At 68.9% G+C, this 25,055-nt stretch carries 24 protein-coding genes and 1 pseudogene; 14 read left to right on the top strand and 11 right to left on the bottom strand.

The features are described 5' to 3' along the window. The first annotated feature begins 42 nt into the window (after window positions 1–42). On the top strand, window positions 43–702 hold the full coding sequence (locus OCU_RS48065) for a L,D-transpeptidase family protein (RefSeq protein ID WP_036459957.1): 660 nt from the start codon (window positions 43–45) through the stop codon (window positions 700–702). Between the two features lie 4 nt (window positions 703–706). On the opposite strand, the gene OCU_RS48060 is transcribed toward OCU_RS48065, so the two are convergent. Together OCU_RS48060 and OCU_RS48055 are read right to left on the bottom strand one after the other, a co-directional pair. Beyond that, complete coding sequence (locus tag OCU_RS48060) at window positions 707–1,183, bottom strand: nuclear transport factor 2 family protein (RefSeq protein WP_014383424.1); 477 nt, start codon at window positions 1,181–1,183, stop codon at window positions 707–709. Window positions 1,184–1,241: 58 nt separating this feature from the next. Next, the gene (locus OCU_RS48055) at window positions 1,242–1,874 is read right to left on the bottom strand and encodes a TetR/AcrR family transcriptional regulator (protein WP_014381353.1); all 633 of its coding nucleotides are present in this window, start codon (window positions 1,872–1,874) and stop codon (window positions 1,242–1,244) included. Between the two features lie 38 nt (window positions 1,875–1,912). On the opposite strand from OCU_RS48055, the gene OCU_RS48050 reads away from it, so the two are divergent. From OCU_RS48050 to OCU_RS48035, 4 genes and pseudogenes are all read left to right on the top strand, one after another. Next, a complete protein-coding gene (locus tag OCU_RS48050) occupies window positions 1,913–3,142 on the top strand; it encodes a hypothetical protein (protein WP_014381352.1) in 1,230 nt (409 codons plus the stop codon). A 154-nt stretch (window positions 3,143–3,296) separates the two neighbouring features. Then, window positions 3,297–5,288 (top strand): Hsp70 family protein, encoded by a 1,992-nt coding sequence (locus OCU_RS48045; RefSeq protein ID WP_014381351.1) that lies wholly within the window; start codon window positions 3,297–3,299, stop codon window positions 5,286–5,288. A gap of 132 nt (window positions 5,289–5,420) precedes the next feature. Next, window positions 5,421–6,812, top strand: coding sequence for a DUF7159 family protein (locus tag OCU_RS48040; RefSeq protein ID WP_008261628.1), 1,392 nt, complete (start codon window positions 5,421–5,423; stop codon window positions 6,810–6,812). Between the two features lie 66 nt (window positions 6,813–6,878). Then, a pseudogene (locus OCU_RS48035) lies at window positions 6,879–7,264 on the top strand (hypothetical protein). Window positions 7,265–7,278: 14 nt separating this feature from the next. Here OCU_RS48035 and OCU_RS48030 read toward each other — a convergent pair. Beyond that, window positions 7,279–7,938, bottom strand: coding sequence for a DUF3060 domain-containing protein (locus OCU_RS48030; RefSeq protein WP_014381347.1), 660 nt, complete (start codon window positions 7,936–7,938; stop codon window positions 7,279–7,281). 57 nt (window positions 7,939–7,995) lie between these two features. Between OCU_RS48030 and OCU_RS48025 the strand changes: the two genes are divergently transcribed. Continuing rightward, the gene (locus OCU_RS48025; RefSeq protein WP_026071147.1) at window positions 7,996–9,015 is read left to right on the top strand and encodes an NADP-dependent oxidoreductase; all 1,020 of its coding nucleotides are present in this window, start codon (window positions 7,996–7,998) and stop codon (window positions 9,013–9,015) included. Between the two features lie 116 nt (window positions 9,016–9,131). After that, window positions 9,132–9,959: a glycoside hydrolase family 16 protein gene (locus OCU_RS48020; protein ID WP_009956078.1), complete on the top strand. Its 828-nt coding sequence runs from the start codon at window positions 9,132–9,134 to the stop codon at window positions 9,957–9,959. Between the two features lie 3 nt (window positions 9,960–9,962). Here OCU_RS48020 and OCU_RS48015 read toward each other — a convergent pair whose 3' ends face one another. Beyond that, a complete protein-coding gene (locus tag OCU_RS48015; RefSeq protein WP_014381345.1) occupies window positions 9,963–11,498 on the bottom strand; it encodes a glycosyltransferase family 39 protein in 1,536 nt (511 codons plus the stop codon). A gap of 71 nt (window positions 11,499–11,569) precedes the next feature. Here OCU_RS48015 and OCU_RS48010 point away from each other — a divergent pair, with 71 nt between their 5' ends. From OCU_RS48010 to OCU_RS48000, 3 genes are all read left to right on the top strand, one after another. Beyond that, complete coding sequence (locus OCU_RS48010; RefSeq protein ID WP_008261617.1) at window positions 11,570–11,875, top strand: hypothetical protein; 306 nt, start codon at window positions 11,570–11,572, stop codon at window positions 11,873–11,875. A gap of 30 nt (window positions 11,876–11,905) precedes the next feature. Then, the gene (locus tag OCU_RS48005) at window positions 11,906–12,580 is read left to right on the top strand and encodes a GAP family protein (protein ID WP_009956082.1); all 675 of its coding nucleotides are present in this window, start codon (window positions 11,906–11,908) and stop codon (window positions 12,578–12,580) included. 66 nt (window positions 12,581–12,646) lie between these two features. After that, on the top strand, window positions 12,647–13,318 hold the full coding sequence (locus OCU_RS48000) for a GAP family protein (RefSeq protein ID WP_014381344.1): 672 nt from the start codon (window positions 12,647–12,649) through the stop codon (window positions 13,316–13,318). Here the strand turns inward: OCU_RS48000 and OCU_RS47995 are convergent. Further along, window positions 13,306–14,079 (bottom strand): hypothetical protein, encoded by a 774-nt coding sequence (locus OCU_RS47995; protein ID WP_014381343.1) that lies wholly within the window; start codon window positions 14,077–14,079, stop codon window positions 13,306–13,308. The genes OCU_RS48000 and OCU_RS47995 overlap by 13 nt on opposite strands. Window positions 14,080–14,120: 41 nt before the next feature. On the opposite strand from OCU_RS47995, the gene OCU_RS47990 reads away from it, so the two are divergent. Further along, entirely contained in the window at window positions 14,121–15,629 is a 1,509-nt protein-coding gene (locus tag OCU_RS47990) for a bifunctional phosphatase PAP2/diacylglycerol kinase family protein (RefSeq protein WP_041787118.1), read from the top strand. Here the strand turns inward: OCU_RS47990 and OCU_RS47985 are convergent. The 4 genes from OCU_RS47985 to OCU_RS47970 all read right to left on the bottom strand — a co-directional run bounded on the left by OCU_RS47985 (window position 15,565) and on the right by OCU_RS47970 (window position 19,285). Then, window positions 15,565–17,004, bottom strand: coding sequence for an FGGY family carbohydrate kinase (locus tag OCU_RS47985; protein ID WP_041787116.1), 1,440 nt, complete (start codon window positions 17,002–17,004; stop codon window positions 15,565–15,567). The genes OCU_RS47990 and OCU_RS47985 overlap by 65 nt on opposite strands. After that, complete coding sequence (locus OCU_RS47980) at window positions 17,001–18,404, bottom strand: mannitol dehydrogenase family protein (protein ID WP_014381341.1); 1,404 nt, start codon at window positions 18,402–18,404, stop codon at window positions 17,001–17,003. Before OCU_RS47980 ends, OCU_RS47985 begins: the two co-directional genes overlap by 4 nt. 44 nt (window positions 18,405–18,448) lie before the next feature. Further along, entirely contained in the window at window positions 18,449–18,793 is a 345-nt protein-coding gene (locus OCU_RS47975) for a DUF732 domain-containing protein (RefSeq protein ID WP_008261604.1), read from the bottom strand. A 153-nt stretch (window positions 18,794–18,946) separates the two neighbouring features. Continuing rightward, the gene (locus OCU_RS47970) at window positions 18,947–19,285 is read right to left on the bottom strand and encodes a DUF732 domain-containing protein (protein WP_008261601.1); all 339 of its coding nucleotides are present in this window, start codon (window positions 19,283–19,285) and stop codon (window positions 18,947–18,949) included. A gap of 391 nt (window positions 19,286–19,676) precedes the next feature. On the opposite strand from OCU_RS47970, the gene OCU_RS47965 reads away from it, so the two are divergent. Next, on the top strand, window positions 19,677–20,174 hold the full coding sequence (locus OCU_RS47965; protein WP_041787231.1) for a hypothetical protein: 498 nt from the start codon (window positions 19,677–19,679) through the stop codon (window positions 20,172–20,174). Between the two features lie 149 nt (window positions 20,175–20,323). Here the strand turns inward: OCU_RS47965 and OCU_RS47960 are convergent, their stop codons facing one another. Further along, entirely contained in the window at window positions 20,324–21,130 is an 807-nt protein-coding gene (locus tag OCU_RS47960; RefSeq protein WP_014943058.1) for a L,D-transpeptidase, read from the bottom strand. Between the two features lie 263 nt (window positions 21,131–21,393). Here OCU_RS47960 and OCU_RS47955 point away from each other — a divergent pair, with 263 nt between their 5' ends. After that, window positions 21,394–22,173, top strand: coding sequence for a hypothetical protein (locus tag OCU_RS47955; RefSeq protein ID WP_014381338.1), 780 nt, complete (start codon window positions 21,394–21,396; stop codon window positions 22,171–22,173). Window positions 22,174–22,286: 113 nt separating this feature from the next. Here the strand turns inward: OCU_RS47955 and OCU_RS47950 are convergent, their stop codons facing one another. Then, on the bottom strand, window positions 22,287–23,423 hold the full coding sequence (locus tag OCU_RS47950; RefSeq protein WP_009955570.1) for an LLM class flavin-dependent oxidoreductase: 1,137 nt from the start codon (window positions 23,421–23,423) through the stop codon (window positions 22,287–22,289). Window positions 23,424–24,155: 732 nt separating this feature from the next. On the opposite strand from OCU_RS47950, the gene OCU_RS51940 reads away from it, so the two are divergent. After that, entirely contained in the window at window positions 24,156–24,734 is a 579-nt protein-coding gene (locus tag OCU_RS51940; RefSeq protein WP_080587952.1) for a DUF3761 domain-containing protein, read from the top strand. Window positions 24,735–25,055: the final 321 nt, after the last annotated feature.

Below are 25,055 nucleotides of genomic sequence, written 5' to 3'. Positions count from 1 at the left end.
TTTACTTGACCGCGAGGATGCGCGGGTCTGACGATGGAGTGCATGCACCGACTGCTCACGTCACTGTGCGCTGCGGCGTGCGTGATTTTCGCCTCGGTGCTGCTCGCGCCGATCGGCGCCGCTGCCGGCGCTCCCTGGTTCGCGAACGCGGTCGGCAATGCGACACAGGTGGTTTCGGTGGTGAGCACCGGCGGCTCGAACGCGACCATGGAGGTCTTCCAGCGCACCGGCACCGGCTGGCAGTCGCTGCGTTCCGGCATTCCCACCCACGTCGGTTCGGCGGGAATGGCGCCGCAGGCCAAGAGCGGCGTCCCGGCCACTCCGATGGGCGTCTACACCCTGGACTCCGCCTTCGGCACCGCGCCGAATCCCGGCACCGGGCTGCCCTACACCCAGATCACCGGGGGAAACTACTGGTGGAGCGGCGACGACCACAGCGCCACCTTCAACTCGATGCAGGTGTGCCAGAAGGCCCAGTGCCCGTTCAACACCGCCGAAAGCGAGAACCTGCAGATCCCGCAGTACAAGCACGCGGTCGTGATGGGCGTCAACAAGAACAAGACCCCGGGCGGGGGCGCCGCGTTCTTCTTCCACACCACCGACGGCAAACCCACCGAGGGATGCGTGGCCGTCGACGACGCTCAGCTGGTGTCGATCATGAAATGGCTGCGGCCCGGCGCCGTCATCGCCATCACGAAGTAGCGCCTCAGTCGGTGGCGATGGCGCGACCGGGTTTGAGCGTGAAGTTCATGCCCTCCAAAGACATTGTGGCGTCATAGGTTCGGTCGTAACCGGTGCCGCTGATCTTCCACCCGGCCTCGGTGCGGCGGTAGGTGTCGCGGTAGAAGGCCGCCCCGATCAACATGAAGTTCAGGTCGGACACCATGACCCGGTCCTGCAGATACCAACTGCCCGTTGCGGTGTCGCCGGTGACGGTGATGTCCGGATGGGTCACCCGGTGCTCGGTGATGACGTTCGCGGGCAGCGACGTTCGCATGTACTCCACCAACTCGGCGCGGTTGGTGAAGTGCAGCTCGTTGCCGATCGACGGCCCGTAATCGGCCTTGATGTCCTCGGCCAGGGTGTCGGCGAAGTCATCCCAATGCTTGGTGTCCAGCGCGCGCAGATACCGGTATTTGACTTGCTTGATCGCTTCGATATCGGCGAGATCGTCGAGGGTCATCAGGTCATTGCAGCACACGCTGGTGCGCCGTCCGCGTTCGCATCGAAGAGCCGGCGGGTCACGTGTCGTGGTGGGCGAGGTAGGAGGTGACCATGTCGATCAGGGCACGCCGTTCCAGGCTCCAATCGATGGCCGTGCCCGTGACCATCTGCGCCAGCACCACACCGCGCAGCGTGGCCCAAATGACCTCGGCCACACCGGCATGCGCGGGTTCGGTGGTGATCAACCGCCCCAGCTGGCCGATCGCGGCGTTCATGTCGAGCAGGTGACGCCGCGACGACGGGTCCGGGCCGCCGCGGGTCTCGCGCAGGATTTCGAAGGCGGCCATCGACGTCGGGCTGCTGTAGCAGCCCCACGCGGTGTCGACGACGACCTCGATGCGGTCCCGCAGCGGCAGCTCGCTGACGTCGGCCGACGACAGGCTGTCCACCAGGCGGGCCACGCCGTCGTCCACGACGGCCATCAGCAGGCCGTTGCGGTCCCCGAAGTGGTACTGGATGACCCCCCAGGTCACGCCGGCGCGTTCGGCCACGTGCTTGGCGGTGGCGGCGGAAAACCCCTCCTCCACGATGCAGCGGACCGTCTCATCGATGATCTTCGCCCGGGTGTCATCGCCGCGCTTGCGGGGCGCGGTGGTACGCCGAGTGGGCCCGACGGGGCGACCGGGCGGCTGGCCGGCAACGATGGACATTGTTGACTTTATAACATAGCCGAGTCTATTTTTGGGGCGTGAGCAGCCCCTCGCGATACGCGCAACTGTCCCGTGACGAACTCGTCGTCCTGGTTCCCGAACTGCTGCTGATCGGACAGCTGATCGACCGGTCCGGGATGGCCTGGTGCATCTCCTCGTTCGGCCGCGACGAGATGGTGCAGATCGCAATCGAGGAATGGGCGGGCGCCAGCCCGATCTACACCCGGCGCATGCAGAAAGCGCTGAATTACGAGGGCGACGACGTGCCCACGATTTTCAAGGGCCTGCAGCTCGATATCGGTGCGCCACCGCAATTCATGGATTTCCGCTACACCGTCCACGACCGTTGGCACGGCGAATTCCAGCTGGACCACTGCGGCGCCCTGCTCGACGTGGAGCCGATGGGCGAACAGTACGTCTTCGGGATGTGCCACACCATCGAGGACCCGACCTTCGACGCCACCGCGATCGCGACCAACCCGCGCGCGCAGGTGCGCCCCATCCACCGCCCGCCGCGAACGCCGGCGGACCGCCATCCGCACTGCGCATGGACCGTCATCATCGACGAGTCCTACCCCGAGGCGCAGGCCATCCCGGCCCTGGAGGTCGTCAGCCAAACCCGCGCCGCGACATGGGAACTCGACCCCATCGATCGCTCGGACGAGGGGCAGGCGGACTACTCGGGCCCGTTGCTGTCCGACTTCGACTTCGCCGCCTTCTCGCATTCGGCGCTGGTCCGGATGGCCGACGAGGTGTGCCTGCAGATGCACCTGCTGTACCTGTCGTTCGCGATCGCGGTGGCCGCGCGTGCCGCCGGCGACGACGAATCCCTCGGCGTGTGCACCCGCGGCCTGATCGGCATCGCGGGCGTGGCCGCCGAACGCATTCACCGCGCGCTGAAGCTTACGGGCGGGGCCGAAGGCGTCCTGCGGGTGCTCGAGCTGCACCCGCTGCTGAACCCCGCGGGCTACGTTGTCGCCGAGACGGAGTCGAACCGGCTGCACGTCCGCCCGTCGCCGGCGCACGACGACCGTGCCTGGATCTCGTTGTGCTCCCCGGAATCCGTGCAGCCGCTGCAGGCGATCGCCACCGCGGTGGATCCGCGCATCGAGGTTCGAGTTAGCGGAACCGCCACCGACTGGACCGCGGAACTGGTTGAAACCGACTCGCCCACCGAGGAACTGCCAGAGGTTTCGGTGGTCCGGGTCAGCGGCGGATCGACCTTCCAGTTCGAGCCCAGGCGTTCGCTGCCGCTGACGGTGTTGTAACGAAAAGCTACTTGTCAAGGGGTTTTCGGTACCGCTTCGGTGACGCAAGCGCATCGAGCGGATACCAATGACATTGCGAAGCATCGGCTTTGGGCGTGTCCGAGGCTATGGTTAACGCTGGCCACCGACCCCTATAGACGAAGGTTTTCGCTCTATGTACGACCCACTTGGGTTGTCGATCGGGACCACGAACCTGGTCGCTGCGCGTAATGGAAGCCCACCGGTTAACCGCCGCTGCGTGCTCACCCTTTATCCGCACTGTGCACCGAAAATTGGTGTGCCCGAAGAGAATCCGCCGCTAGCCGAACCCGGCGTGCCGATGAGAAACTTCGTCGAGCGCATCGGGGACTCGGTCGCGCTGGTGTCGCCCGACGGTTCCGCGCATGATCCGGAGCTGCTGACGGTGGAGGCCCTGGACGCGATGGTGCTCGCCGCCGGCGCCGATGCGGCGGCTTCGGAGATCTCCATCGCCGTTCCCGCGCACTGGAAACCGAGCACGGTGCAGGCGCTGCGCGACGCCCTGCGGACGCACGTGGGGTTCGTCCGAAGCGGAATGGCGCCCCGCCTGGTCTCGGACGCGATCGCGTCGCTGACCGCGGTGAAATCCGAGCTCGGCCTGCCCGACGAGGGCATCGTCGGGCTGCTCGACTTCGGCGGCAGCGGCACGTCGGCCACCCTGGTGAACATCGCCGGTGACTTCGAACTCGTCAGCGCCACCATGCGCTACACCGCGTTGTCCGGCGACGAGATCGACCAGGAATTGCAGCTGCGCGCCTTCGAGGAGCTGGGCCACGGCAGCGGCCTGGACCCCGGCAGCACCGCCGGTGTCGGGCAGCTCGGCGAACTCAGGGAACAGTGCCGCGCGGCCAAGGAACGCCTTTCGGTCGACATGGCCACCGACATCGTCGCCGAGCTGGGCGGGCGCAGTTGCAGCCTGACGGTGACGCAGGACGACCTCGAAGAGCTGATCCAGGATCGGCTGACCGGCTTCATCTATGCCTTCGACGACATGCTGGTGCGCTACCGCAAGAGCTGGTCGGACCTCGCGGCGGTGGTCACGGTCGGTGGCGGGGCACGCATTCCGCTTGTGACCGAACGACTTTCGATGCACGGGCGCACGCCGATCCTGACGCCGTCGCAGCCGGCCTTCGCGGCGGCCTGCGGGGCGCTGATCCTGGCCTCCCGCGGGGGCGAGCTGGATCTGCGAACCCGCACGTCGATCGGGCTGCTCGCGACGGCCGACGCCGCCGGCGACGTCGTGGACTTGGGCGCCGGCGACGTGCTGGTGATCGACGACGAGGCGCTCACGGATCGCGAACTGGCGTGGTCGCAGACCGACGACCCCGGCGACCTGCGGATGCGATTCGGCGGCGAAACCTACGACGAAGACGGTCCGGCCGGCTGGTCGATGCGGCTCAACGTCATCGACCCACCCCGGGAACGGCGACCCTGGCGGCGCCTCCGGATCTCCCAGCTGATCATCGGGATGTCCGCGGTGGTCGCCATGACCGCGGTCGGCGGCGTGGCCTACACGCTGACCGGGATCGAGAACCGTCAGGCCCCGCCGGCGCCGTCGGTCGCGCCGCCGCCCGCGCCATCCGTCAAGCCCGCGGCGCCGGCTCCGGCCGCACCGCCGCCGCCCACCGCCGTGCCCCCACCCCCGCCGCCGAGCGCGCAACCCGTCCCAAGTCCTGCGCCGCCGCCGCCCGAACCGCCGCCGTCACCGCCGCCACCGCCACCGCCTCCGGTCGTGGTGACCACGGCGCCGCCGGCGCCGGTCTACACCCCGCGGCACACGGCGCCACCGACGACGACCGCGCCGCCGCAGCCGACGGTCACCACTACGGTCCCGCCGTCACCGACGGCCACGACGACGTCGCCGCCTCCGCCCACGAGTGAGGAGCCCGTCACCACCAGCACCACGACCACGGTGCCCATGACGACGGAGTGGATCCACGTCCCGCTGCTGCCGGTGCCGATACCGATCCAGGTTCCGCAGAAGCAGGCCCCGGCGACCCCCCAGTACCCGCAGTACTCGCCGCAGTACCCGTCGAACGAGTATCCGCAGTACCAGCCGTATCCGGGGAATGAGTATCCGCAGTATCCGGGGAGTTCGCAGAATCCCTACTGGGGCCCGGGTTATTAGCGTCGGTCCTGTTTAGGCGGTCCATCTGCGCGGCCATGCGCGCGCGGGTAACGTTTGTGTCACCAAGTTCGGATGGGGTTTCCCCGTCATGCCCTCGCTCGGGGGGCGTTCGAAAGACCTTGGAGGCGTTACGTGGACATCGTGCTTGGGGTGTCGATAGCTCCCGGGACGGTCCGCCTGGTAGCGATCGAAGGCCAAGACGCCGACGGTGTGACCGTCGAACAAGAAGAGTTCGAGGTGGGCGCCGCCGGCAATGCGGTCGATCGGGTGATCGACGCGATCGGCGGCACCCGCGAAGGAGTGGTCGAGGGCGGCCACCGGTTGAGCTCCACCGGGGTCACCTGGACGAACCCCGCCGACGTCGCCGCGCTGCGGGCGGCCATCAACGCCAGCGATCTCGGCGACGTGATGATGGTCGCGCCCTTGCTGGCTGCGGCCGCGCTGGCGCAGACGGTCGGCGACGCGCTGGCCTACGAGCGCATCGCGATGCTGTTCGTGGAGACCGCCAGCGCGACGCTGGCCGTGGTCGAGGTCGGCGACGGTTCCATCGTCGACCTGCACCGGCGCCGGATCACCGGCACCGCGGCGCCCGCCGAGCTGGCGACGATGGTCGCCGGTCTCGACGCGGGCGGGTCCGCGGCGGACGGCGTGTTCATCGTCGGCTGCGGCGCCGACATCGTTGCGCTGAAACCCGCGATCGAGGCGGCCACCTCGCTGCGGGTGACCGGACCCGAGGAGCCGGACATGGCGCTGGCCCGCGGGGCCGCGCTGGCCTCGGCGAACGCGCCGCTGTTCGCGTCGTCGACCGCGGCCCTGGCCTACGCCCTGGACCCGGGCACCGGGGAATTCGGCCCTTTGGCCGTCGGTCCGAGCCACCTCGACCTGTGGGGCGACGCCGGCACGGGCACCGGTTTCCGCGCGTACAGCGCCCTGGCCGACGACGCCGAGGAAGACGAAGACCAGCGGCCTCCGCGCCGGAGCCGCGCCATGCTGCTCGCCGGCAGCGCCCTGGCCGGCATCGCCGCCGTGATCGCCGGGGTCGTGCTGGTGACGCTGACGGCGGATCAGCCGACGGGTGAGGGGCACAACGCCGGCGTCAGCGTTGCCACCCCCGGCATCCAGCTGCCGGCCGCGCCGCCCAGCACCCCGCCCCAAGCGCAGCCGCCCGCTCCGAGCACGTCCCCGCCGGCGCCCGCGCCCACCGCCGAGGTGGCCGCCCCCGCGCCCGCGCCCGCCCCGATCGCGCAGCAACCCGCGCCGCAGACCACGGCCACGTCGGCGCCCCCGGCGCCCGTCCGTCGCGCCCCGACCCGCCAAACGCCGCAGTACGTGCCCCAACCGGTAGAGCAGGCGGCACCCCCGCCGGCCGCGCCTGCCCCCGCGCCCCCGCCGGTCGCACCGCCGCCGCCGCCACCGGCCGCGCCGCCGCCGCCCAGGCCCGCGCCGGTGACCATGTACCTGCACTTCCCGTTCGTCACCGTGCCGATCCCGATCACCCCGCCGGCGCCGCCGCCGGCCCCCTAGCACGTGGCACACGCGCGGAGTTGAGCGCACACTGGCAATGACGGCACGCGCTGGCGAGGAGGTCGGATGGGCGAGCACGGTGGGTTCGGATTCGACCCGGACGAATTCGATCGCATGATCCGCGAAGGCAGCGAAGGGCTGCGCGACGTGTTCGAGCGCGTCAGCAGGTTCGTCGCCGCTCCCGGTGGCAGGTCGGGCTGGTCGACGATCTTCGAGGACATGTCGCGGCGACCCCGCCCGCGCCAGAGACCGCCGGCGAGGCCGGCGAGGGCGTGTGGGCCATCTACACCGTGGACGACGGCGGCGGCGCGCGCGTCGAACAGGTCTACGCGACCGAGCTCGACGCCCTGCGCGCGAACAAGGACAACCTCGACCCGAAACGCAAGGTGCGGTTCCTGCCCTATGGCATCGCGGTCAGCGTCCTCGACGACGACTCCGAAGAGACTGCGTAGCAGTCGTTTTCGGCTCAGCCCTGGGTGACGACGTTCGAGTCGCCGGAGTTGCTGATCTTCGGCGTGCCCGAGTGGTAGGTCACCTTGTTGTTGAAGCCCGACGCGGTGATGGCGTCGGCGGCCTCGATGGTGACCGCGTTCTGCACCCCGGAGACCGAGAGGCTGGCGCAATGCCCGGTGATCGTCACCGTGTTGGACACACCGCTGACGCTGACCATGTTGTCGTTGCAGGCGATGGTCCGGCTCTCGTTGATGCCCGCGACGCTGAGCCGGGCGCCGCGCGGCGGGGCGGGTGAGGTCGACGGCGCTGCTCGCCGCGAGGCCGACGGGGCGGGACTCGTCGAAACGCTCGGCGGCGAGGTGATGAATGACTTCACGCCGGAAATCTGGTGTGCGGCAAAGGCGGCGATGCCTCCCGCGAGCGCGATCACACCGATCACGATGACGGTGCCGAGGATCCACCACACGCGGTTGCCCGAGGGGCTCGGCGGCGGCGGTCCGGTGACCGGGCCGCCGTAGGTCCACGCCGGCGGCGGTGCCGTGGCGCCCTGGGTCGGCGGCGGATGGGCCTGGCCGGCGGACGCGGAGCTGCCCTGGTCTAAGGCCCACGCCGACTCGGCGAGCGGGCGCTCGAGTTCCCGGATCCGCTCTTCCGGGTCATCGTTTGCTGCCATGCATTGAATATGCCATTCGCTTCTGCGTTTTCGGCCCGTTCGGTAGTTTTGGGGATCGTGCCCGATTTGCCGAACCGCCAGGTGTTGTTGCGTCGTCGCCCGTCGGGGCTGGTCCGGCCCGACGACACGGAAATGGTCACCGCGCCCGCGCCCGAACCCGCCGAGGGGGAGGCGCTGCTGCGCACCACCTACGTCGGCATCGACGCGGCCGCCCGCACCTGGCTCGACGACCAGCCCAGCTACCTTCCGCCGGTGCAGCTGGGTGAGGTCATCCGCGCGGCCGGCATCGGCGAGGTGGTCGCGTCGCGGTGTGACGCGTTCGCCGTCGGCGACGTCGTCACGACGCTGACCGGGTTTCAGGAATACGTGATCATCCGCGACGACCTGTTCAGCACGCCGATCCCGGGCGAGGACGACCAGCTGGCGATCATGTCGGTGTACGGGCCGACCGGCGCCACCGCCTATTTCGGGATGACCGACATCGGCCGACCGCAGCCCGGGGAGACGGTGGTGGTGTCGGCGGCCGCGGGGGCCACCGGATCGGTGGCCGGGCAAATCGCCAAGATCGCCGGCGCCCGGGTGGTGGGCATCGCGGGCGGCCCGCAGAAATGCCGGGCGGTGGTGGAGGACTTCGGGTTCGACGCGTGCATCGACTACAAGAACGACGACATCGTCGCGGCGCTCAAAAAGCATTGCCCGCAACGGGTGGACGTCTACTTCGACAACGTCGGCGGGCCCATCCTCAACGCCGTGCTGGGCCGGCTGGCCCCCCGCGCGCGGGTGGTGCTGTGCGGCGTCATCTCCAGCTACCTGACCGGCGACCACCCGGGGCCGGCGAACTACGTGAACCTGTTGTCCAAGACCGCGCTGATGCAGGGCTTCAACGCGCTGGACCAGTGGGGCCGCTTCGACGAGGCGTTCGCCGCGCTGCGCGGCTGGGAGGCGCAGGGCCGACTTCACCACCGGCAGACCATCTTTGAGGGCATCGAGTCGTGTGTCGACGCCCTCAACGGCCTGTTCACCGGCGTCAACGTCGGCAAGACGCTGGTCAAAATCAGCGAACCCGGCGCGCGCTGAGGCCGCGGGATGCGCCGCACCCCCACCGCGTGGTGTTATAACACCGTTTGCGAGAGTTGCCTGGGGAGAGCGCGCCGGGCTTGACGTGCCGGCTTTCAACGATGGGTGGTTTGTAGATGGATCGTCGCAGCATGATGTTGATCTCGGGGCTCGGCATGCTGGGGGCTGCGATGCGCTTGCCGGGTGCCTGGGCCACCCCGCCGGCGCCGCAGGCGCCGCCGGCCGCCGGCGGCGGGCCCTACATCTTCGCCGACGAGTTCGACGGGCCGGCCGGCTCGCCTCCCGATCCCGGCAAGTGGACGATTCAGACCTGGCAGGACGACGTGTTCCCGCCCGTGGAGGGGATCTACCGCGACGATCGCCAAAACGTGTTCCAGGACGGCAATTCCAACCTCGTCCTGTGCGCAACCCACGATCTGATGAGCAACACCTACTACAGCGGCAAGCTGCGCGGCAACTTCCGCAGCATGATCAACCAGACCTGGGAGGCGCGGATCAAGCTGGACTGCTTGTTCCCCGGCCTGTGGCCGTCGTTCTGGGGTGTCAACGAGGACCCGCTGCCCGACGGCGAGGTCGACATCTTCGAGTGGTACGGCAACGGCGACTGGGCCCCCGGCACCACGGTCCACGCGGCGTCCAACGGGAAGACCTGGGAGGGCAGGTCGATTCCCGGTCTGGTCGACGGCAACTGGCACACGTGGCGAATGCACTGGGGCGAAGAGGGATTCGAGTTCTTCCGGGACGGGGCGCAGTACTACAAGGTGCCCAACAAGCCCATCCACGTCGCCGGCGGCGCGCCCGACGACTTCCGGTGGCCGTTCAACAACCCCGGCTACTGGATGACCCCGATGTTCACGCTCGCCGTCGGCGGGGTGGGCGCCGGTGACCCCGCCGCGGGTGTCTTCCCGGCGTCCATGCTGGTGGACTACCTGCGCATCTGGTAGCCGTCATTTCGTGGCTTTGAGCACCTGAACCAGGTTGAACTGCCACCGCTCGACCAGCCGGAAGCCCAGGTCGTGCGGCACCGCGAACGCCGGGGTCGGCCCGTAGCGGGGGCCCGGCGGCAGCGCGGCGCCCCGCTCGTGCGCCGGCTGTGACGGGTCGGCCTGGGTGATGATCCAGACCACGCCGCAGTGGCTCAACGGCTTGGCGACGACCTCAGGGATGAGGTTGGTGTCGAAGACGTCGTTGCGGTCGGTCGCGCGCTGCCACAGCGTCAGGTCGACCAGCTTGCGATAGGCATCCGGGCGAGCCGCCAGCAACGGGCGCATGGGGGCCGGCATGAACGTCACCGTGTCGTTCACCAGCAGGCAGTCGCCCGGCGCGGCCCGCGCGGTGATCAGGTCGGCCACCTGGCTGTAGTCCATCCCGTATTTGGCGTACGGGTTGCGCTGCGCCCGAACATAATTCGGCGCCGCCGCCACGGCGAACAGGCCGACCAGCGCCGCGGTGACCCAGGGCCTGGCGGCCACCGCGCCGCCGCAGACCCCCAGGATCAGCGCCATCGCGGGCGCGGTGAACGACAGGTAGCGCGGCGTGTAGATCGAGTGCACCAGCACCGAATAGGTCAGGATCGCGGCGGTGGGAATGGCCAGCCACCCCGCCGCGAGCACCAACAGCTGCCGCTCCGATGGCGCCAGCCGCGCGGACCCGCTGAGCCACAACACAATCGCCGCACACATCAGCAGCGCCGCCAGGATGGCGAACGGGGGGCTTCGCTCGAAATACTGTTGCATCACCACGTCTTCGATGGTGCGGTGACCGATCGGGGCGACCCAGCTGATCTGGTGCGCCTGGCCGGCCACCGTCAACAGGAACGGCAACACCGCACCCACCGCCACGGCCGAGGCAATGGCGAAGCGCGCCAACACGGTTCGGCCGCGGTGGAAGACGACGACGAAGACGACGTACGCCCCCAGCAGCAGCGCGATATACGCGTCGAGCACGATCGAGAGGGCCAGCGCGACACCGTAACCCAGCCACAACCGCCGGGTGTCGCGGCGCGCGGCGTGGACGAGCAGGACGGTCAGCCACACCGCGGCCATCATCGACAGGGCATAGGGCCGCGCCTCGATGCCCGCCCACGTGGTGCGGGGCAGGATCGCGCAGAACGTGCCGGAGGCGATCGCGACTGTCCGCGACGAGAACTGCTTGCCCAGCACCACCACGCCGGCGGCCGCGCCCCCCGCCGCCAGGCCACTCGGCGCGCGCGACCAGAACTCGGTGGCCGGAAAGACCTGAAACCACCCGTGCATGAGCAGGTAGTACAGGCCGTGGACGGCATCGACATTGCCCAGCATGTGCCACATCTGGGCCAGCGAACGGCTGTAGGAGGCCGAGATGGTCGCGGCCTCGTCGTACCAGAAGGAGGGCCGGGCGGCCCCGGCCATGCTCACCGCGACGGCCAGCGCCGCGACGTGCAACGGGTCCAGCGCGGCCGCCACGGCAGGCCGGCGGCTGCCGAGCACGCCGGGGCTGAACACATCGCTATGGTGCCAGAACGGCCCGGGAGGATCGGCCGACCGGGCCCCTGATTCGAACGTATGATCGATCAATGGGACGGCTCGCATCGATCGGGTACAACGGCCAACCGGTCCGTGACCCGTTTCGCGCGGTCCGCCCGCCCATCGCCGTCCTGGTCGACCTGACGGTGCTGTTCCCGCGTGAGCCGCACCGCTCGGGGCGCTATCAGCCCAACGGGCTGCAGCTGCACAAGGTCGTCGAGGGCCGGCTGAGCTGCTGGGCCCTGTGCGAGCAGGGCGACTGGTGGGGCCTGGTGACCTATCCCGTCGCCTACGGATCCCGGCGCAAGACCGTGACGCACTGGGTGCCGGCCTGGACGCTGCGCCGCAAAGCCTGACCGCACCGCGCAATGCGATGATTGCTGCCCGTGGACGCAAGTTGGGCCTCGGTCCTGAGCAAGCTCGTCGCGCTGGCGGCCGTCATTGCGCTGTCACCGATCACGGTCATCCCCGCGGTGCTCGTGCTGCACGCGCCGCGGCCGCGCCCGGCCAGTCTCGCCTTCCTCGGCGGCTGGCTGGTGGGGCTGGTCGCCTTCACGGCGGCGTTCGTCGCCGGCTCGGAGGCGCTCAGCGGCTTCCATGCGACCCCGCCGAAATGGGCGTCCTGGGTGCGCCTGGTCTTCGGGGTGGCGCTCCTCGCGCTGGCGGCGTTCCACTGGTTCACCCGGCACCGCCACCGCAGCATGCCGCGGTGGATGCGGTCGTTTTCCACGCTCTCCCCGGCGCGCGCCGGGGTGGTGGGGGCGGTCCTGGTGCCGCTGCGGCCCGAGGTGCTCATCCTGTGCGCGGCGGCGGGTTTGGCCGTCGGCAACAGCAGCCTGAGCGCCGGCGGCGAGTTGGTCGCGGCCGCGATCTTCGTCGTCGTCGCCGCGTCGACGGTGGCGATCCCGATCCTGGCCTATGCCGGCTCGGGTGACCGCTTCGAGGGAACGCTGGAACGTCTCAAGGCCTGGATGGAGGCCAACCACGACGCGATGCTGGCCGTGATCCTGTTCCTGATCGGGTTGATCGTGCTCTACAACGGGATTCGCGCGCTGGCCTGACCCGCGTTCGGCCGACTCCGGCGCGTTTCGGCGTCACTTCGGCACGGCAATGGGAGGATGCCGCCCATGGCAGGAAGCTGGGGCACGGTGCTGACCGGGCTCGTTCCGCTCGGACTGGTCATCTCGCTGTCGCCGCTCACGGTCATCCCGGCGGTGCTGGTGCTGCAGGCGCCGCGGCCGCGGCCGAGCAGCCTGGCGTTCCTGGGCGGTTGGCTGCTCAGCCTGGCCGTGCTGACGGCGCTGGCCGTCGCGGCCTCCGGGCTGCTCGGCGGCTTGGACAAGGCGCCGCCGCGGTGGTCGTCGTGGCTGCGCGTGGTGCTGGGCGCGGCGCTGATCGCGTTCGGCGTTTACCGGTGGCTCCGCCGAAACGACCAATCCGAGTCGCCGGCGTGGATGCGCTCGTTCGCCAACATCACCCCGGCGCGCGCCGGGATCACCGGCGCGGTGCTGGCCCTCGTGCGCCCGGACGTGGCGCTCATCTGCGTCCCGGCCGGATTGGGGATCGGCACCAGCGGGCTCGGCGTCGCCGGCGACTGGGCGGCCGCCGCGTTCTTCGTCGCCATCGCGGCCTCAAGCGTCGCGATCCCGATCCTGGCCTACGTGGCCGCCGGCAGCCGCCTCGACGACACGCTGGCGCGCCTCAAGGACTGGATGGACCGCAACAACGCCGCCCTGCTCGCGGCCGTCTTGGTGGTGATCGGCGCGATGGTGCTCTACCACGGGATTCACGCCCTGTAGCCGCCGTCGGCCAGGCCGGCGTCGGCTTCGAGCCTGTTGGTCGCCCCAAAGGCCAACTCGCGGAACAACTCCCGACCGTAGCCGGTGAGCATGCCCAGATAGCCGCGGGCCGCCCATTGCTGCGCGTGCCGTTCTTCGTGGTGCAGCACCCGGTCCAGGTCCAGCCGGGTGCAGCGCGGCGCGCCGTGCCCGTCGAGGCACCAGGTGTGCCCGGAGGCGACGACCCGGCGCAGCTGCTCTGCCGGGTCGTCGAGCCGGCCCAGGTTCACCATGAAGATGTCGCCCCACGTGGTGCCGCCCCGCTGGCTGAACAGCCGCTGGATCCAGTTGCCGCCCAACCCCATCAGCATGCCGTTGGGGGTGGTGACCAGGCGCCCCCCGTTGCGGTGCACGAACGGGACGTCGCGGGTGTAGCTCCAGCCGTTTGCCCGCTGCCGCAAGCGGATTCGGGTCACCTCGGCGGCGCAGTGGGGGGTGACCGGGAAGTCGGTGGGTCGCTTGCCCGCCGCGCCGTAGTCGCTGCCGGCGTTCAGGATGTAGGTCATCAGCGCCGCCGCGCGGGCGTCGCCCCCGCCGGCGCTGGGCGGCAGCAGGAAGAAGGATTGGCCGGCCGGGTCCTTGATCTCTTGCATCCTCGCGAGGACCACGAAGCTGGCGCGCGTGATGTCGTGGCGCCGGCTGATCTCGGCGAGCGCGTGCGGGGGCACGCCGCGGCGCTCGGCGTTCTCCCGCCATCTCGTGCAATAGCCCTGTGCGTCCATGTCTTTCCGATCGATTGTCACCCATGGTTAGGGTGGAGCGAATGAACAGGCGGCCCTGGCGACGCGCGCGCGGCGTCAAACAGATCACCCGAGGACTCGGCACGCTGGATCGCGAGCTGTTCGACGCGATCGCCGAGACGGACACCCCGCTGCTGGACACGGTCATGCCGCGGCTGACGCGCGCGGCCGACCATTCGAAGCTGTGGCTGGCCATCGGCGCGGCCCTGCTGGCCACCGGCAGGCACAGCGCGCAGCGCGGCGCGACCCGCGGGCTGGTGACGCTGGCCGCCACCAGCCTGGTCACCAACCAGTTCGCCAAGCGCATCCGGCGGCGCCCGCGTCCCGGCTATGACTTGGTGCCCCTCGTCCGGCAGGTCCGCCGCCGCCCGACGTCGAATTCCCTGCCGTCGGGGCATTCGGCCAGCGCGGCCGCGTTCGCCGTCGGGGTCGGCCTGGAGAACCCGCCGCTGGGCTTCGGGCTGGCGCTGCTGGCCGGGCTGGTGGGCCTGTCGAGGGTGGCGACCGGCGCGCATTACCCGGGCGACGTCGTCGCCGGGTTCGGGATCGGGTCCGGCCTGGCCGTGCTGGGTGGCCGCCTCGTGCCGCCGATCGTCGAAACCGCCCTTCCGCGAACGGAACCGCTGCGCGTCGAGACGCCGCCGCGGCCCGACGGCGCCGGCGTGGTCCTGGTCATCAACCCGGAGTCGGGCAGCGGCACCGGGGCCCGCGTGCTCGACGAGGTGCGCGCCGAGCTGCCGAAGGTGGACATCCGCGAGCTGGGTCCCGACGACGACCCCGTCGAGGTCTTGCGTGGCGCGGCCGCCGGCGCCGAGGTGCTCGCGGTGGGCGGTGGCGACGGCACGGTGGCGGCCGCGGCCGGGGTGGCCATCGACGCCGGGCTCCCGCTGGCGGTCTTCCCCGCCGGCACGTTCAACCACTTCGCCAAGGACATCGGCTGCGACACCGTGGCCGAGACCGTCGACGCGATTCGGCGCGGCAGCGTGGCGTGCGTGGACCTGGTGTGCCTCAACGACTCTCAGATGGTGCTCAACACCGCCAGCATCGGCGCCTACCCGGCGTTCGTGCGGCGGCGCGAAAAGCTCGAGAAGCGCATCGGCAAGCCGCTGGCCGGTCTTTACGCGATGCTGCGCACGCTGCGCAAGGAAGAGCCGGTGCGCATCTGTTACGACAACAAGACCCTGCTGACTTCGCTGTTCTTCCTGGGCAATTCGCTGTACCTGCCCACCGGTTTCGCGCCGGCGCGGCGGACCCGCATGGACGACGGCCTGATCGATGTCCGCATCCTGGAGGCGGGCCGGCCGTGGGCCAGGACCCGGATCCTGACCGCGCTGGCGCTGGGCCGCCTGGAACGCAGCCCGCTCTACCACGAGTTGCAGGTGCCCGAATTCAGCTTCAGCGCCGTCGACGGCCCCACGACCGTTGCCCGCGACGGCGAGGTCGGGGACAAATACGACCAGGCCCGCTTCACCGCGAAATACCGGATCCTTCCGGTGTTTCGTCCGCTTCCCGACGCGCGGTCCCCTCGGTGAGATCGCGCACCCGCGCGTAGCGGGCGGGCACCTCGGGCGAGGGTTCGGCGGTGTATTCGTGCGTCGGCGGCGGCTCCCACGCAGGCGGCCGGGGCGAGCCGCTCAGCGCCCAGGCCGCCTGCCGCGCCGCGCCCGCCGCGACGTACTGCGCCGGGGCGGGCGCCAGCACCGGCATGCCGAACACCGCCGGCGCTATCTCGCGCAGCGCCCTGGATTGCGCGCCGCCGCCGACCAGCAGGATGCGGCGCGCGACGACACCGCTCGCGGCCAGATGCGCGACGCCGTCGGCGAGCGAGCACAGCAGTCCCTCAACCGCGGCCCTGGCCAGGTTGGCCGCGTTCGCGTTGGAGACCCGCAGGCCGTGCAATGCCCCGGTTGCGTTGGGCCGGTTGGGTGTTCGCTCACCTTCGAGGTAGGGAACCATGACCACACCTTCGCTGCCCGGGGGCGCCGACAGCGCGAGCGTCGACAGCTCGTCGTGGTCGACCCGCAGCATCGCGGCCGCGGCGTCGAGCACCCGCGCGCCGTTGAGCGTGCACACCAGCGGAAGGTAGCGCCCGGTGCCGTCGGCGAATCCGGCGACATACCCCGCGTCATCGCGGACCGGATCCGCGGTGACCGCGGCCACCACCCCCGACGTGCCGATCGAGACGATCACGTCGCCCTCTTCGGCGCCCAGGCCCAGCGCCGCGGCGGCGTTGTCGCCCAGGCCCGCACCGAATAGTGTTGTGCCACTGCTTGTCCCGTCGGATGGGCCCAGCACGGTGGGCAGCCGCGGACGTCGGCCGCGCAGCGCCAGTTCCAGCAGATCGAGGCGGTAGTCGCCGGTGGCGGCGTCGTAGTAGCCGGTGCCGCTGGCGTCGCTGCGATCGGTGGTCAGCCCCGCGATGTCGGCGTCACCGCGCAACCGCCACGTCAGCCAGTCGTGGGGCAGGCAGACCGCCGCGGTGCGGTCCGCGTGGCGCGGCTCGTGGTCGGCGAGCCAGCGCAACTTCGCCACGGTGATCGCGGCCAGCGGCACGACGCCGACGGCTTGGGCCCACGCGCGCGCCCCGCCCAGCTCGCGCACGAGGGCGTGCGCGGCGTCGGCCGAGCGCACGTCGTTCCACAGCAGCGCGGGCCGCACCACCGCGCCGGTTTCGTCCAGGCACACCATGCCGTGCTGCTGCGCGCCGACGGCCACAGCATCGACGCCATCCAGCCCGCCCGCGTTCGCAACGGCGTCTCGCGCGGCGGATTCCCAAGCGCGCGGGTCGATTTCGGTCCCGCTAGGGTGGCCGGCCTGGCCCTCGCGGACCACCGCTCCGGTCTCGGCGTCGCACACCAGCACCTTGCAGGATTGCGTCGAGGAGTCGATCCCGGCGACCAGCGTCATGACGCGTCGTCCCCGACCAGGTCCCGCAGCGTGGCGCGCGCGCCGCGGCGGTGCAGGCAGTCCAGGGCCCTCCGGTAGGCGTCGCGGAAGCGCGGGGCGTCGATGAGGTCGCCGAACACCGGGCGGTTGGCCAGAAACGCGTCCTGGTCTTCGCGTTGCGAGCGGGCGAGCGGCACCAACGTGTCGGACAGCCGGTCGATCACCTCGATCGGTTGGCCCTGTTCGTCGACGCCCTCGGCGTAGCGGGCCCAGCTCGCGACGATCGCCGCGGACAGCCGCACCGGACCGCCGGTGCGCAGATTGTCGTGCACGACCGGCAGCAGCCATTTCGGGATGCGGTCCGAGGAGTCGGCGCACAGCCGGGCGACCGTGTCGCGCACGTAGGCGTTGGCGAACCGGGGAAGTAGTTGGTTGCGGAACTCGGTCAGCCCCGGGATTCGTGTCAGCGTCGGCATGGCCTCCGAATCCAGGTAGCGGGCCAGGAATTCGGCGATCACCGGATCCTGGGCGGCCTCGTGCACCAGGCGGTATCCGACCAGGTATCCGAAGTAGCACAGGCCCTGATGGCCGGCATTGAGCAACCGCAATTTCATGGCCTCGTACGGGGCGACGTCGTCGACCAGCTGCACACCGGCCTGGTCCAGGGGTGGGCGCCCGTCGGCGAAGTCGTCCTCGATCGCCCACATGGCGAACGGCTCGGCCACCACGGGCCGGGCGTCGCGCACGCCGTATTCGGCCTCTAACCGCTCGGCCACGTCCGGCGTGGTCACGGGCGTGATCCGGTCGACCATCGAGTTGGGAAAGCGTGTCTTCTGGTTCATCCACTGTGCGAGTTCGGGATTGGTGCGCTGTGCGTAGGACGTGAATGCGCGCCGCGCCGTGCCCCCGTTGCCGACGATGTTGTCGCAGGACACGACGGTGGGGGAGGGCAGGCCGCGCGTCCGGCGCCGGTCGCACGCCTCAGTCACCAACCCGAACACCGCGCTCAGGGGCGGCTGGTAGCCGCCCTCGGTGATGGTGAGTGAGATGATCCGGGTTGCCGGGGCGGCGAGCAGTTCGATGACCGCGTCGGGATCCTCAGGCGCATAACGGAAGTCGACGATGGAGCCGATGACCCGCGGTTCCCGCGTGCCGTCGGGGTGTTCGAGGGTCAGCGTGTACAGGTGGTCCTGGTCGCGCAGCGCGTCGCGCATCTGTTGGTCGCCCGGCAGCACGCCGACACCGCAGATGCCCCAGTCCCGCGCGAGCCCGGCGTTGAGCAGCCGGTCGATGTACATAGCCTGGTGGGCGCGGTGAAAGCCGCCGACACCGAAATGCGCTATGCCGATGCCGATTTGGCTGCGGTCATAGGTCGGGACGGGGATGTCGAGACCGGTCAGGTTCCGTGCGTTCAGCTTCACTCGAGTGTCACCTTAGCGCGGAGTCCGCTGCGGCTAGCTGATTGCTAGGCGTTGGGGCATAGGTCGCGCAGGGCGAAGATCACCACGTCGGCGGCCTGGCGGCCGTTGATCCCGCCGGAGCCCTGGTCGGCATCGGAGCGCTGCAGCGCGAGCAGCTCCAGCTGCTGCGGCGAAGCGCCCCACGAAAGCTGCTGACACAGGTCCGCGCCCATCTGCAACAGCGCGTCGTCGCCGCCGTCGACGGCGTGGATCCCGGCGTTGTGCAGGTCGTTGAGGAAGGCGGCCTGGTCGGCGCGCGCCGGGCCGGCCCAGGCAATTCCCGAGATCAGAAGTGGACCCAACGTCAGCGCCGCTCCGATGAACCGGCCGTGCAGCCTGCGTGCCGCCATCCCACGTTCTCCTTGTGTCTTTGCGCGATGCGGATGATGCACCTTTACACAAAAGTGCATGGACCGCCGCGCGGGAGATCCGGAGGATGAATAGTCGGCGAAGACTGGCCGCGCGGCTGCGCGCGCGGTGTGCGAGGACTCAGCTCGGCGTGGCTAGCTTGGGCACAGATCGCGCATGGCGAAGACGACGATGTCGCCGGCCTGCTGGGGGCTGAGGCCGCCGGCTCCCTGTCGTTCGTCGGAGCGCTGCAGCGCCAGGCCCTCGAGCTGCGCGGGCGGGGCGCCCCAGGAAATTTGCTGGCAGATGTTCAGGCCCGCCTCCAGGAGTGCGGCGTCGCCGCCGGTCACGGCGTGGATCCCGTCCTTGTGCATGTCATTGAGAAAGCTGGCCGCGTCGGCCTGCGCGGGGCTGGCCCAGACGAGGCCGGCGAGAAGCGGGGCACCGAACAGCGCCGAGGCGATGAAACCGCCAGCTAGACGACGTGGTGACATATGCCCTTCCCCTCTGTCTGTCAACGGTTGCTCTCACGGTGTTCACTTCTATGTAACCTCCTGGACAGACTTTGTGCATCAAAAATTCCCTGTGAATGACCTGCGGGTAAATAAAGTCCGCGGGATTCGAAGTCGGCGGCCGACCCCGGGAGAAGCCCCAGAACGCATGCGTGTCGGCGCAGGTCAGCGATGTCCGTCGGCGGTGTTCCGATTCGTGACAGCGTTGTGACGTCACCATTTGGAAACGGCGCGGTGCGGCGTGGCTCGTGTCGCGTGTCGGCTGCTGACAATTGGCCCGGTCGTGAAGGACGGCCTCGGTACGGCTAGGCGGGCCTGCTGCACTGATTGATTGCGGAAATAGCTGAGCGTGAATGAAGGAGAGTTGGCGCTGATGGCGATCGTCGATCGGTTCAACATGAAAGTAGTTGCCGGCGCTGGGTTGTGCGGAGCAGCTATAGCGTTGAGCCCCGACGCGGCGGCCGCCCCGCTGATAACGGGCGGCCACGCGTGCATCCAGGGGCAAGCGGGCGATGCGGCGCCGGCCGCCGGAGGTCCCGTGGCCGCGGGCGCGCCGGCGGACATGTGCGCGGCGCCGCTCACTGACATGTCCGGCGTGCCCATGGCCGTGCCCGGACCGGTGCCGCTCGGTGCTCCGGTGCCGATCGTGCCGCCACTGCCGCTCGCGCCGCCCGTGCCGGTCGTGCCGCCGGTGCCGGTGGTGCCCGCCGGTGCGCCGCTGATCGCCCTGGGCGGGCCGGTGGCGGGTGCTCCCTTGGAGGCGGCCGCTCCGATCATCGACATGGCCGGGGTGAAGGACGCGCCGACCGGCCCGGCGCCCGCCGGCGGGCCGACGTCCGGTCAGCCGATTCGCCCGGGCCCCGCGAGCTGAGCCCGAACGTGTGCGGGCCCGCTGGTTCCTACCAGCGGGCCCGTTCCGTTACGTGCCCCAACACAATCGAAGCTCCGCACCCGTCTTGCATGTGGGTGCGGAGCTTCGTTTGCGAGGGCCGCTCGACGCAGCCCGGTCTGACTGAGGCGCTAGTCCTGGACGATCACCGGGTCGCCGACGTTGACGTGGTTGTAGTACCACTCGGCGTCATCGGGGCTCAGGCTGATGCAGCCGTGGCTGACGTTCTCGAGCCCCAGTGATTGGACGGCCCAGGGGGCCGAGTGCACGAACAGTCCGCGGTTGGTGATGCGGACGGCGTAGTTGACCGTGAGCAGGTAGCCGTTGGGGTCGTCGACGGGGATGCCGACGCTGCTCGAATCCATGGTCACCGCAGGCTCTTTCGAGAGCACGGTGTACGAGCCGACCGGCGTCGCGTATTCCGGCCTGCCGAGCGAGGCCGGCATCACGCCCTGCTCCCCGAAGTGCGGGCGATGATGCGGCGCCGGGAGTTGGGTCGGCGGTCCCGCCTCGGCCCCGTCGATGCTCACGGTGAACGTGTGCTGCGAGATGCTGGCCACCCCGATGACGGCGGGACCGGTTTTGATCTCCGAGGTCGCCTGGCCCACCGTCAGCGCAATTGTGCTGTGCGCCGGCCAGTATCGATCGGGCACCCACTGGACGACCTTGTTGTCGAGCCATTCGAACTTGCCCGTCATCGCGGGCGTCGACTTGACCTCAACCGCCCGCTCGGCCGCGCTCCGGTCGGTGACCGGACCACGGAACGTCACCACCACGGGATGCGCCACGCCCACGACCTCGCCGCGCGCCGGTGAAACCGACGCGATGGCAGGACCATGCGACAGGTTGGCCGACGCGAGGCCCACACCGGCCGGCGCTACGACCATTCCGGCAGCGACCCCGACGACCCCAAGAACACACCGAACACCGGTCCGCATGGCCTCAATTCCCTTTTAACTGACCTCGTTGCAATAGGGATGATAAATGGCGTCTGACCTGCGAAAGCGCAAGGGCACGTGGATATTCGGCCACGCAACGGTCACGTTTTGACAACGGGAGGTTTGGTTCGGCGGCCTGGCGACGGGACGGGCGCTCCCAGCGAAGCGACGAGCGGAGCTGTTGACGATGGATCGCGCCGGCAATATGGTCAACTGGCTGATATCAACTACTTGACACCGGCTGTCGAATCAGAGGTTGCGTCATGGAATCACCGGACCTCGCTCGTCCGTTTGCACCGCACCGTCAGCGCGCCTACGTAGGCCTGCTGACGGTCGTCGGCGTCGTCTTCGTCTTCATGACCATTGCGGAGGCCACCCGGCTGCTACCCCCGACGCTGACGGTGGATGTGGCGGCGAATTTGATCTTCGGCATCCCGGTGCTGCTGCTGCCGCTCATCCTGTTCTGGAAGGGAAGGGGAGAGCAGCGATCCCGTCTGCAGCTTGCGGCCGAGCTGACACTGATCTACATCCCTCTGACGGCGGGAAGCCAGCTGACCTATGAGTTACCGTTCTTGCTCGGTCACCCGTTCAACCTGTGGACCGCCACCACGGACCCAGGGTGGCGGTGGCTGTGGTGGCAGTACGGCCTGGCCGATACCCGCTACCGCAGCGACGATCCGTGGATCTTCGGCCTGGAATTCGGCGCAGTGCTCGTCGGCATCATGCTCACCATCGTGTGGCTTCGTTTGTTGCGCAAGGATTTACCCGACGAGTCGCGGATCAAGTGTCTTTGGCTGACGTTCTTCGGCGTCGCGGTGCTGCTCACCGGGACCCTCGTCTATTACGTCAGCGAAATCCGCACCGGGTTCAACGACATCGGCCAGGGCGCTTACGGCCTGTGGTTCAAGCTGGTCGGGGAGAACGTCCCCTACATGATCCTGCCGGTCTTCGTCCTCTACGCCATTTATCTCCAGGTCGATTACCTGACCAGGCGCGCCGGGGCGACGACACAGGCGCCCGCGCCGGTCAACGCCGGGGTGTAGTTGAAGCGTCGGGCGGCACCGCCACGGGATCGCTGAGCCGGGTAGGGCAGGCCAACGCGTCGGCACCCTTGAGGGGCGCGCAAAACCGTTGGGACAAGCCAGGTTCGGTGCTTTCACAGCCTCGCGATTCCGCGGAGGATCTTCATGAAGGGCAACGCGCTGGACAGCCCGCGACTGAGTTGGGGCTGGATGGTGCTCATGTTGAGCAGCGTCGGATACCGGACACCGTGATCGCGGTAGGTGGCGAGCTGATCGAGGACCTCGTCAGGTGTTCCGCTGAGCAGGCATCGCCGCATCAAAGCCCGCGGTACCGCATCGATGTGGGCGAGCGTCGTCGCCTCGTCGAGTAGTTGCGGCAGGATGTCCTGATATCCGGTGCATCCCTCTCCCATCGGGTGACGGGCGCCGTGCTCGGCCCATTCCACATCCGGGAGAAGGAGGGCATACGTGCGGGCGGGCACTGACTCCAAGGCGTCGTCGACCTCGGCCGTACTGCGCCCGGTCACGACGAACTGCGTGATCGCGGCGACGATGGAGTACGGATCCCGGTTGGCGTCGTCGGCGGCCGCGCGAACCTGTTCCAACCCGGTTGCGTACCGTTCCGGGCTAACGATCGCCACTGGGAACCACCCGTCGGCGTAGCGACCCGTCGCCCGCAACATCCGCGGTCCGTGCGAGGCCACCCAGATCTGCGGCCGGTTGCCTTTGACGGCAGGCAAGGTGAAAATCGCGTTGCGCAGGGGGAACCATTCCGAATCTCGATTCACCAACTGCCCGTTGGAGTTCCACAGCGCACGGATCGTCGCCAGCCCCTCCTCGAATCTGGCCACCGGCTTGGACCAGTCCACCCCATATGGCTCGTTGCCTTCGCGTTCCCCGGTTCCGATCCCGAGGACCGCGCGGCCCCGGGTCATCAGGTGCAGCGTCGCCGCGGCCTGCGCCGTCACGGCCGGATTCCGCCGGCCGGTGTCGGTCACGCAGGTGCCCAGTCGCATCCGGTTGAAACGATGCCGGCCGGCGAGGTGCCCGAGCGTCGTCCACGGCTCCAGGAATGCGTCCGCATCGGGCGCCAGTCGGGCTATCCCGCTGTACTTCGGCGTCATCACCGCTCGCGGCAAAAAGGCATTGAGATGGTCGGGCAGCCAGTACGAATCAGCACCGGTCAGCATGGCTACCCGATAACCCATTTCGGCCGCCGCCGTCGGCCCGAACCGGCTATGCAGTGGCGCTTCGACGACACCGAACTTCACTGCCTCGCCCCCCGGTTGACGCGGCGGAAGACCGCATGGTGGCCAGCGGTGAGACTTAGCAGCGGTCGTTGCCCTAGCGCCGGCATGGACAGCCGCGCCGTGGGTGCCGTATCACGCCGCCAACGTTATGTAGGGCCGAGCAAACGGGACTAGCCATCGCGCGCGGCTCTGTGGCCACACTGCGCATGGCCCGCCGATCGCCGTGGCGTCGCCTCGACCAAGGAAGAGATTCGGTGCCCGGGCGCGCTGCCCAGCATGTGAATTAAGCGCGGACGCTGGCTGCCGCAGCCTGAGCTGTGGAGCCGATGACGGGAATCGAACCCGCGTACTCAGCTTGGGAAGTCGATGCAGGCGATCCCGGCATGTCTCTCCGCGTTTGCAGCAGTGACAACGTCGTGACACCGGGGTAGACACCTGACCTCTTCGTCCCGAACGACGACGACTAGGCGATATGGCTGAAGTGGGTTAGTGACGGCAATTTAGCCGTACTAGCTGCTAAACAGTGCGTTTCCATCAATGCCCAACGGTTGTTCGCGACGGCCGTTGGGAGAAAAAACGTACCCGTCTGCGTACCTGGCGGCGGGGGCATTGTTGCCCCGCGAGGACATAGTCAGTGCGCCCTCCAAACGATTTTCACAATTCCCGGTGTGAATAACCCCGCTCAGGAATACGCTCCGACCGACGACTCAGGCAGTGTCGCGAACACGGTCTCCGAATAGGGAGGTTTGGAGCATGTTGGTCCGGGCCGTCTTGGTCGGCGTAGCCATCGCCATGACGACCGTTGATCCAGTGTCAGCGGCTAGTGCGGCTAGCTTTCCAGCGCCACCTGGTCGATTCGTAACGGCTTGGTTCCCACTTCCACAATCGCCGTGCGACTACAGGAGCAAGAGGACGGGTGAATGCGTCGAGGGAGTCGATGACAACCCAGTCGGCGCAACCGCCGAGTGTGGAGATGGGCTCTATTCCCACAGCGTGACCCGGAGTGGTACGTGCTCCCACCACGACGGTGTAGCAGAGTGGTGTCCCTGCGATTCGTCGCACTCCACACTCGCGGGTGCTGCCGCGCCGCCACCCGACGCCGACACCTACTTCCTCGGCCTGGTATCTGAAATTCCGGGGATGATCATTCGCGATCCTGCGCTAATGACTGCCACGGCTCGCGAACTTTGTGTCCACCTACGGAATGGCGACGAAAGCAGAGACCTCGCCATCACAACGACGATGCAGAACACAGTCAACGGGACGCTCGGCGCGGCCACTGCCATGGTCGACGCGGCTATCAGCGCCTATTGCCCAGACTTCGGCGGTTGACGGACTTGCGTCGCTTAGCGCGGCGCATGGAGGTATGAGGAAACGTTTGGAACGAGAACCCGCGATCAACGGATTCTCGGACAGCTGATCCGGACGATTCCGATTACACCCAGTTATTGGTTGCGCGCCAAGAACTTTCGCGCTGCATGCAACCTAGTAGATTGGTCGGTTCTCAGTGTTTCGCGGTCATTATCGGTGAATAAACGATGGGCCAGACACTGCTCTGATCGCTAGCCATAGTGACGACGTGGCCACCCGATTTGCCCGTCCCTAATAGACCACGGCTGGACGACCGTGGCGGCATCGGAAACCTCAACACAA

This window comes from Mycobacterium intracellulare ATCC 13950 (genome assembly GCF_000277125.1).
GTDB lineage: Bacteria > Actinomycetota > Actinomycetes > Mycobacteriales > Mycobacteriaceae > Mycobacterium > Mycobacterium intracellulare.
The sequence above is the reverse complement of the archived record's forward strand: the minus strand, read 5'-3'. Positions and strand labels throughout refer to the sequence as shown.

Bases quoted from the DNA above. Each gene is read 5' to 3' on its own strand.
- OCU_RS47965 (WP_041787231.1), top strand. From the start codon at position 19,677: ATGGCGATCGTCGATCGGTTCAACATGAAAGTAGTTGCCGGCGCTGGG.
- OCU_RS47960 (WP_014943058.1), bottom strand. From the start codon at position 21,130: ATGCGGACCGGTGTTCGGTGTGTTCTTGGGGTCGTCGGGGTCGCTGCC.
- OCU_RS48045 (WP_014381351.1), top strand. From the start codon at position 3,297: ATGTACGACCCACTTGGGTTGTCGATCGGGACCACGAACCTGGTCGCT.
- OCU_RS48055 (WP_014381353.1), bottom strand. From the start codon at position 1,874: ATGTCCATCGTTGCCGGCCAGCCGCCCGGTCGCCCCGTCGGGCCCACT.
- OCU_RS48010 (WP_008261617.1), top strand. From the start codon at position 11,570: ATGGGACGGCTCGCATCGATCGGGTACAACGGCCAACCGGTCCGTGAC.
- OCU_RS47995 (WP_014381343.1), bottom strand. From the start codon at position 14,079: ATGGACGCACAGGGCTATTGCACGAGATGGCGGGAGAACGCCGAGCGC.
- OCU_RS47990 (WP_041787118.1), top strand. From the start codon at position 14,121: ATGAACAGGCGGCCCTGGCGACGCGCGCGCGGCGTCAAACAGATCACC.
- OCU_RS48060 (WP_014383424.1), bottom strand. From the start codon at position 1,183: ATGACCCTCGACGATCTCGCCGATATCGAAGCGATCAAGCAAGTCAAA.
- OCU_RS47975 (WP_008261604.1), bottom strand. From the start codon at position 18,793: ATGGCGGCACGCAGGCTGCACGGCCGGTTCATCGGAGCGGCGCTGACG.
- OCU_RS48020 (WP_009956078.1), top strand. From the start codon at position 9,132: ATGGATCGTCGCAGCATGATGTTGATCTCGGGGCTCGGCATGCTGGGG.
- OCU_RS51940 (WP_080587952.1), top strand. From the start codon at position 24,156: ATGTTGGTCCGGGCCGTCTTGGTCGGCGTAGCCATCGCCATGACGACC.
- OCU_RS47955 (WP_014381338.1), top strand. From the start codon at position 21,394: ATGGAATCACCGGACCTCGCTCGTCCGTTTGCACCGCACCGTCAGCGC.
- OCU_RS48065 (WP_036459957.1), top strand. From the start codon at position 43: ATGCACCGACTGCTCACGTCACTGTGCGCTGCGGCGTGCGTGATTTTC.
- OCU_RS47970 (WP_008261601.1), bottom strand. From the start codon at position 19,285: ATGTCACCACGTCGTCTAGCTGGCGGTTTCATCGCCTCGGCGCTGTTC.
- OCU_RS47985 (WP_041787116.1), bottom strand. From the start codon at position 17,004: ATGACGCTGGTCGCCGGGATCGACTCCTCGACGCAATCCTGCAAGGTG.
- OCU_RS48000 (WP_014381344.1), top strand. From the start codon at position 12,647: ATGGCAGGAAGCTGGGGCACGGTGCTGACCGGGCTCGTTCCGCTCGGA.
- OCU_RS48030 (WP_014381347.1), bottom strand. From the start codon at position 7,938: ATGGCAGCAAACGATGACCCGGAAGAGCGGATCCGGGAACTCGAGCGC.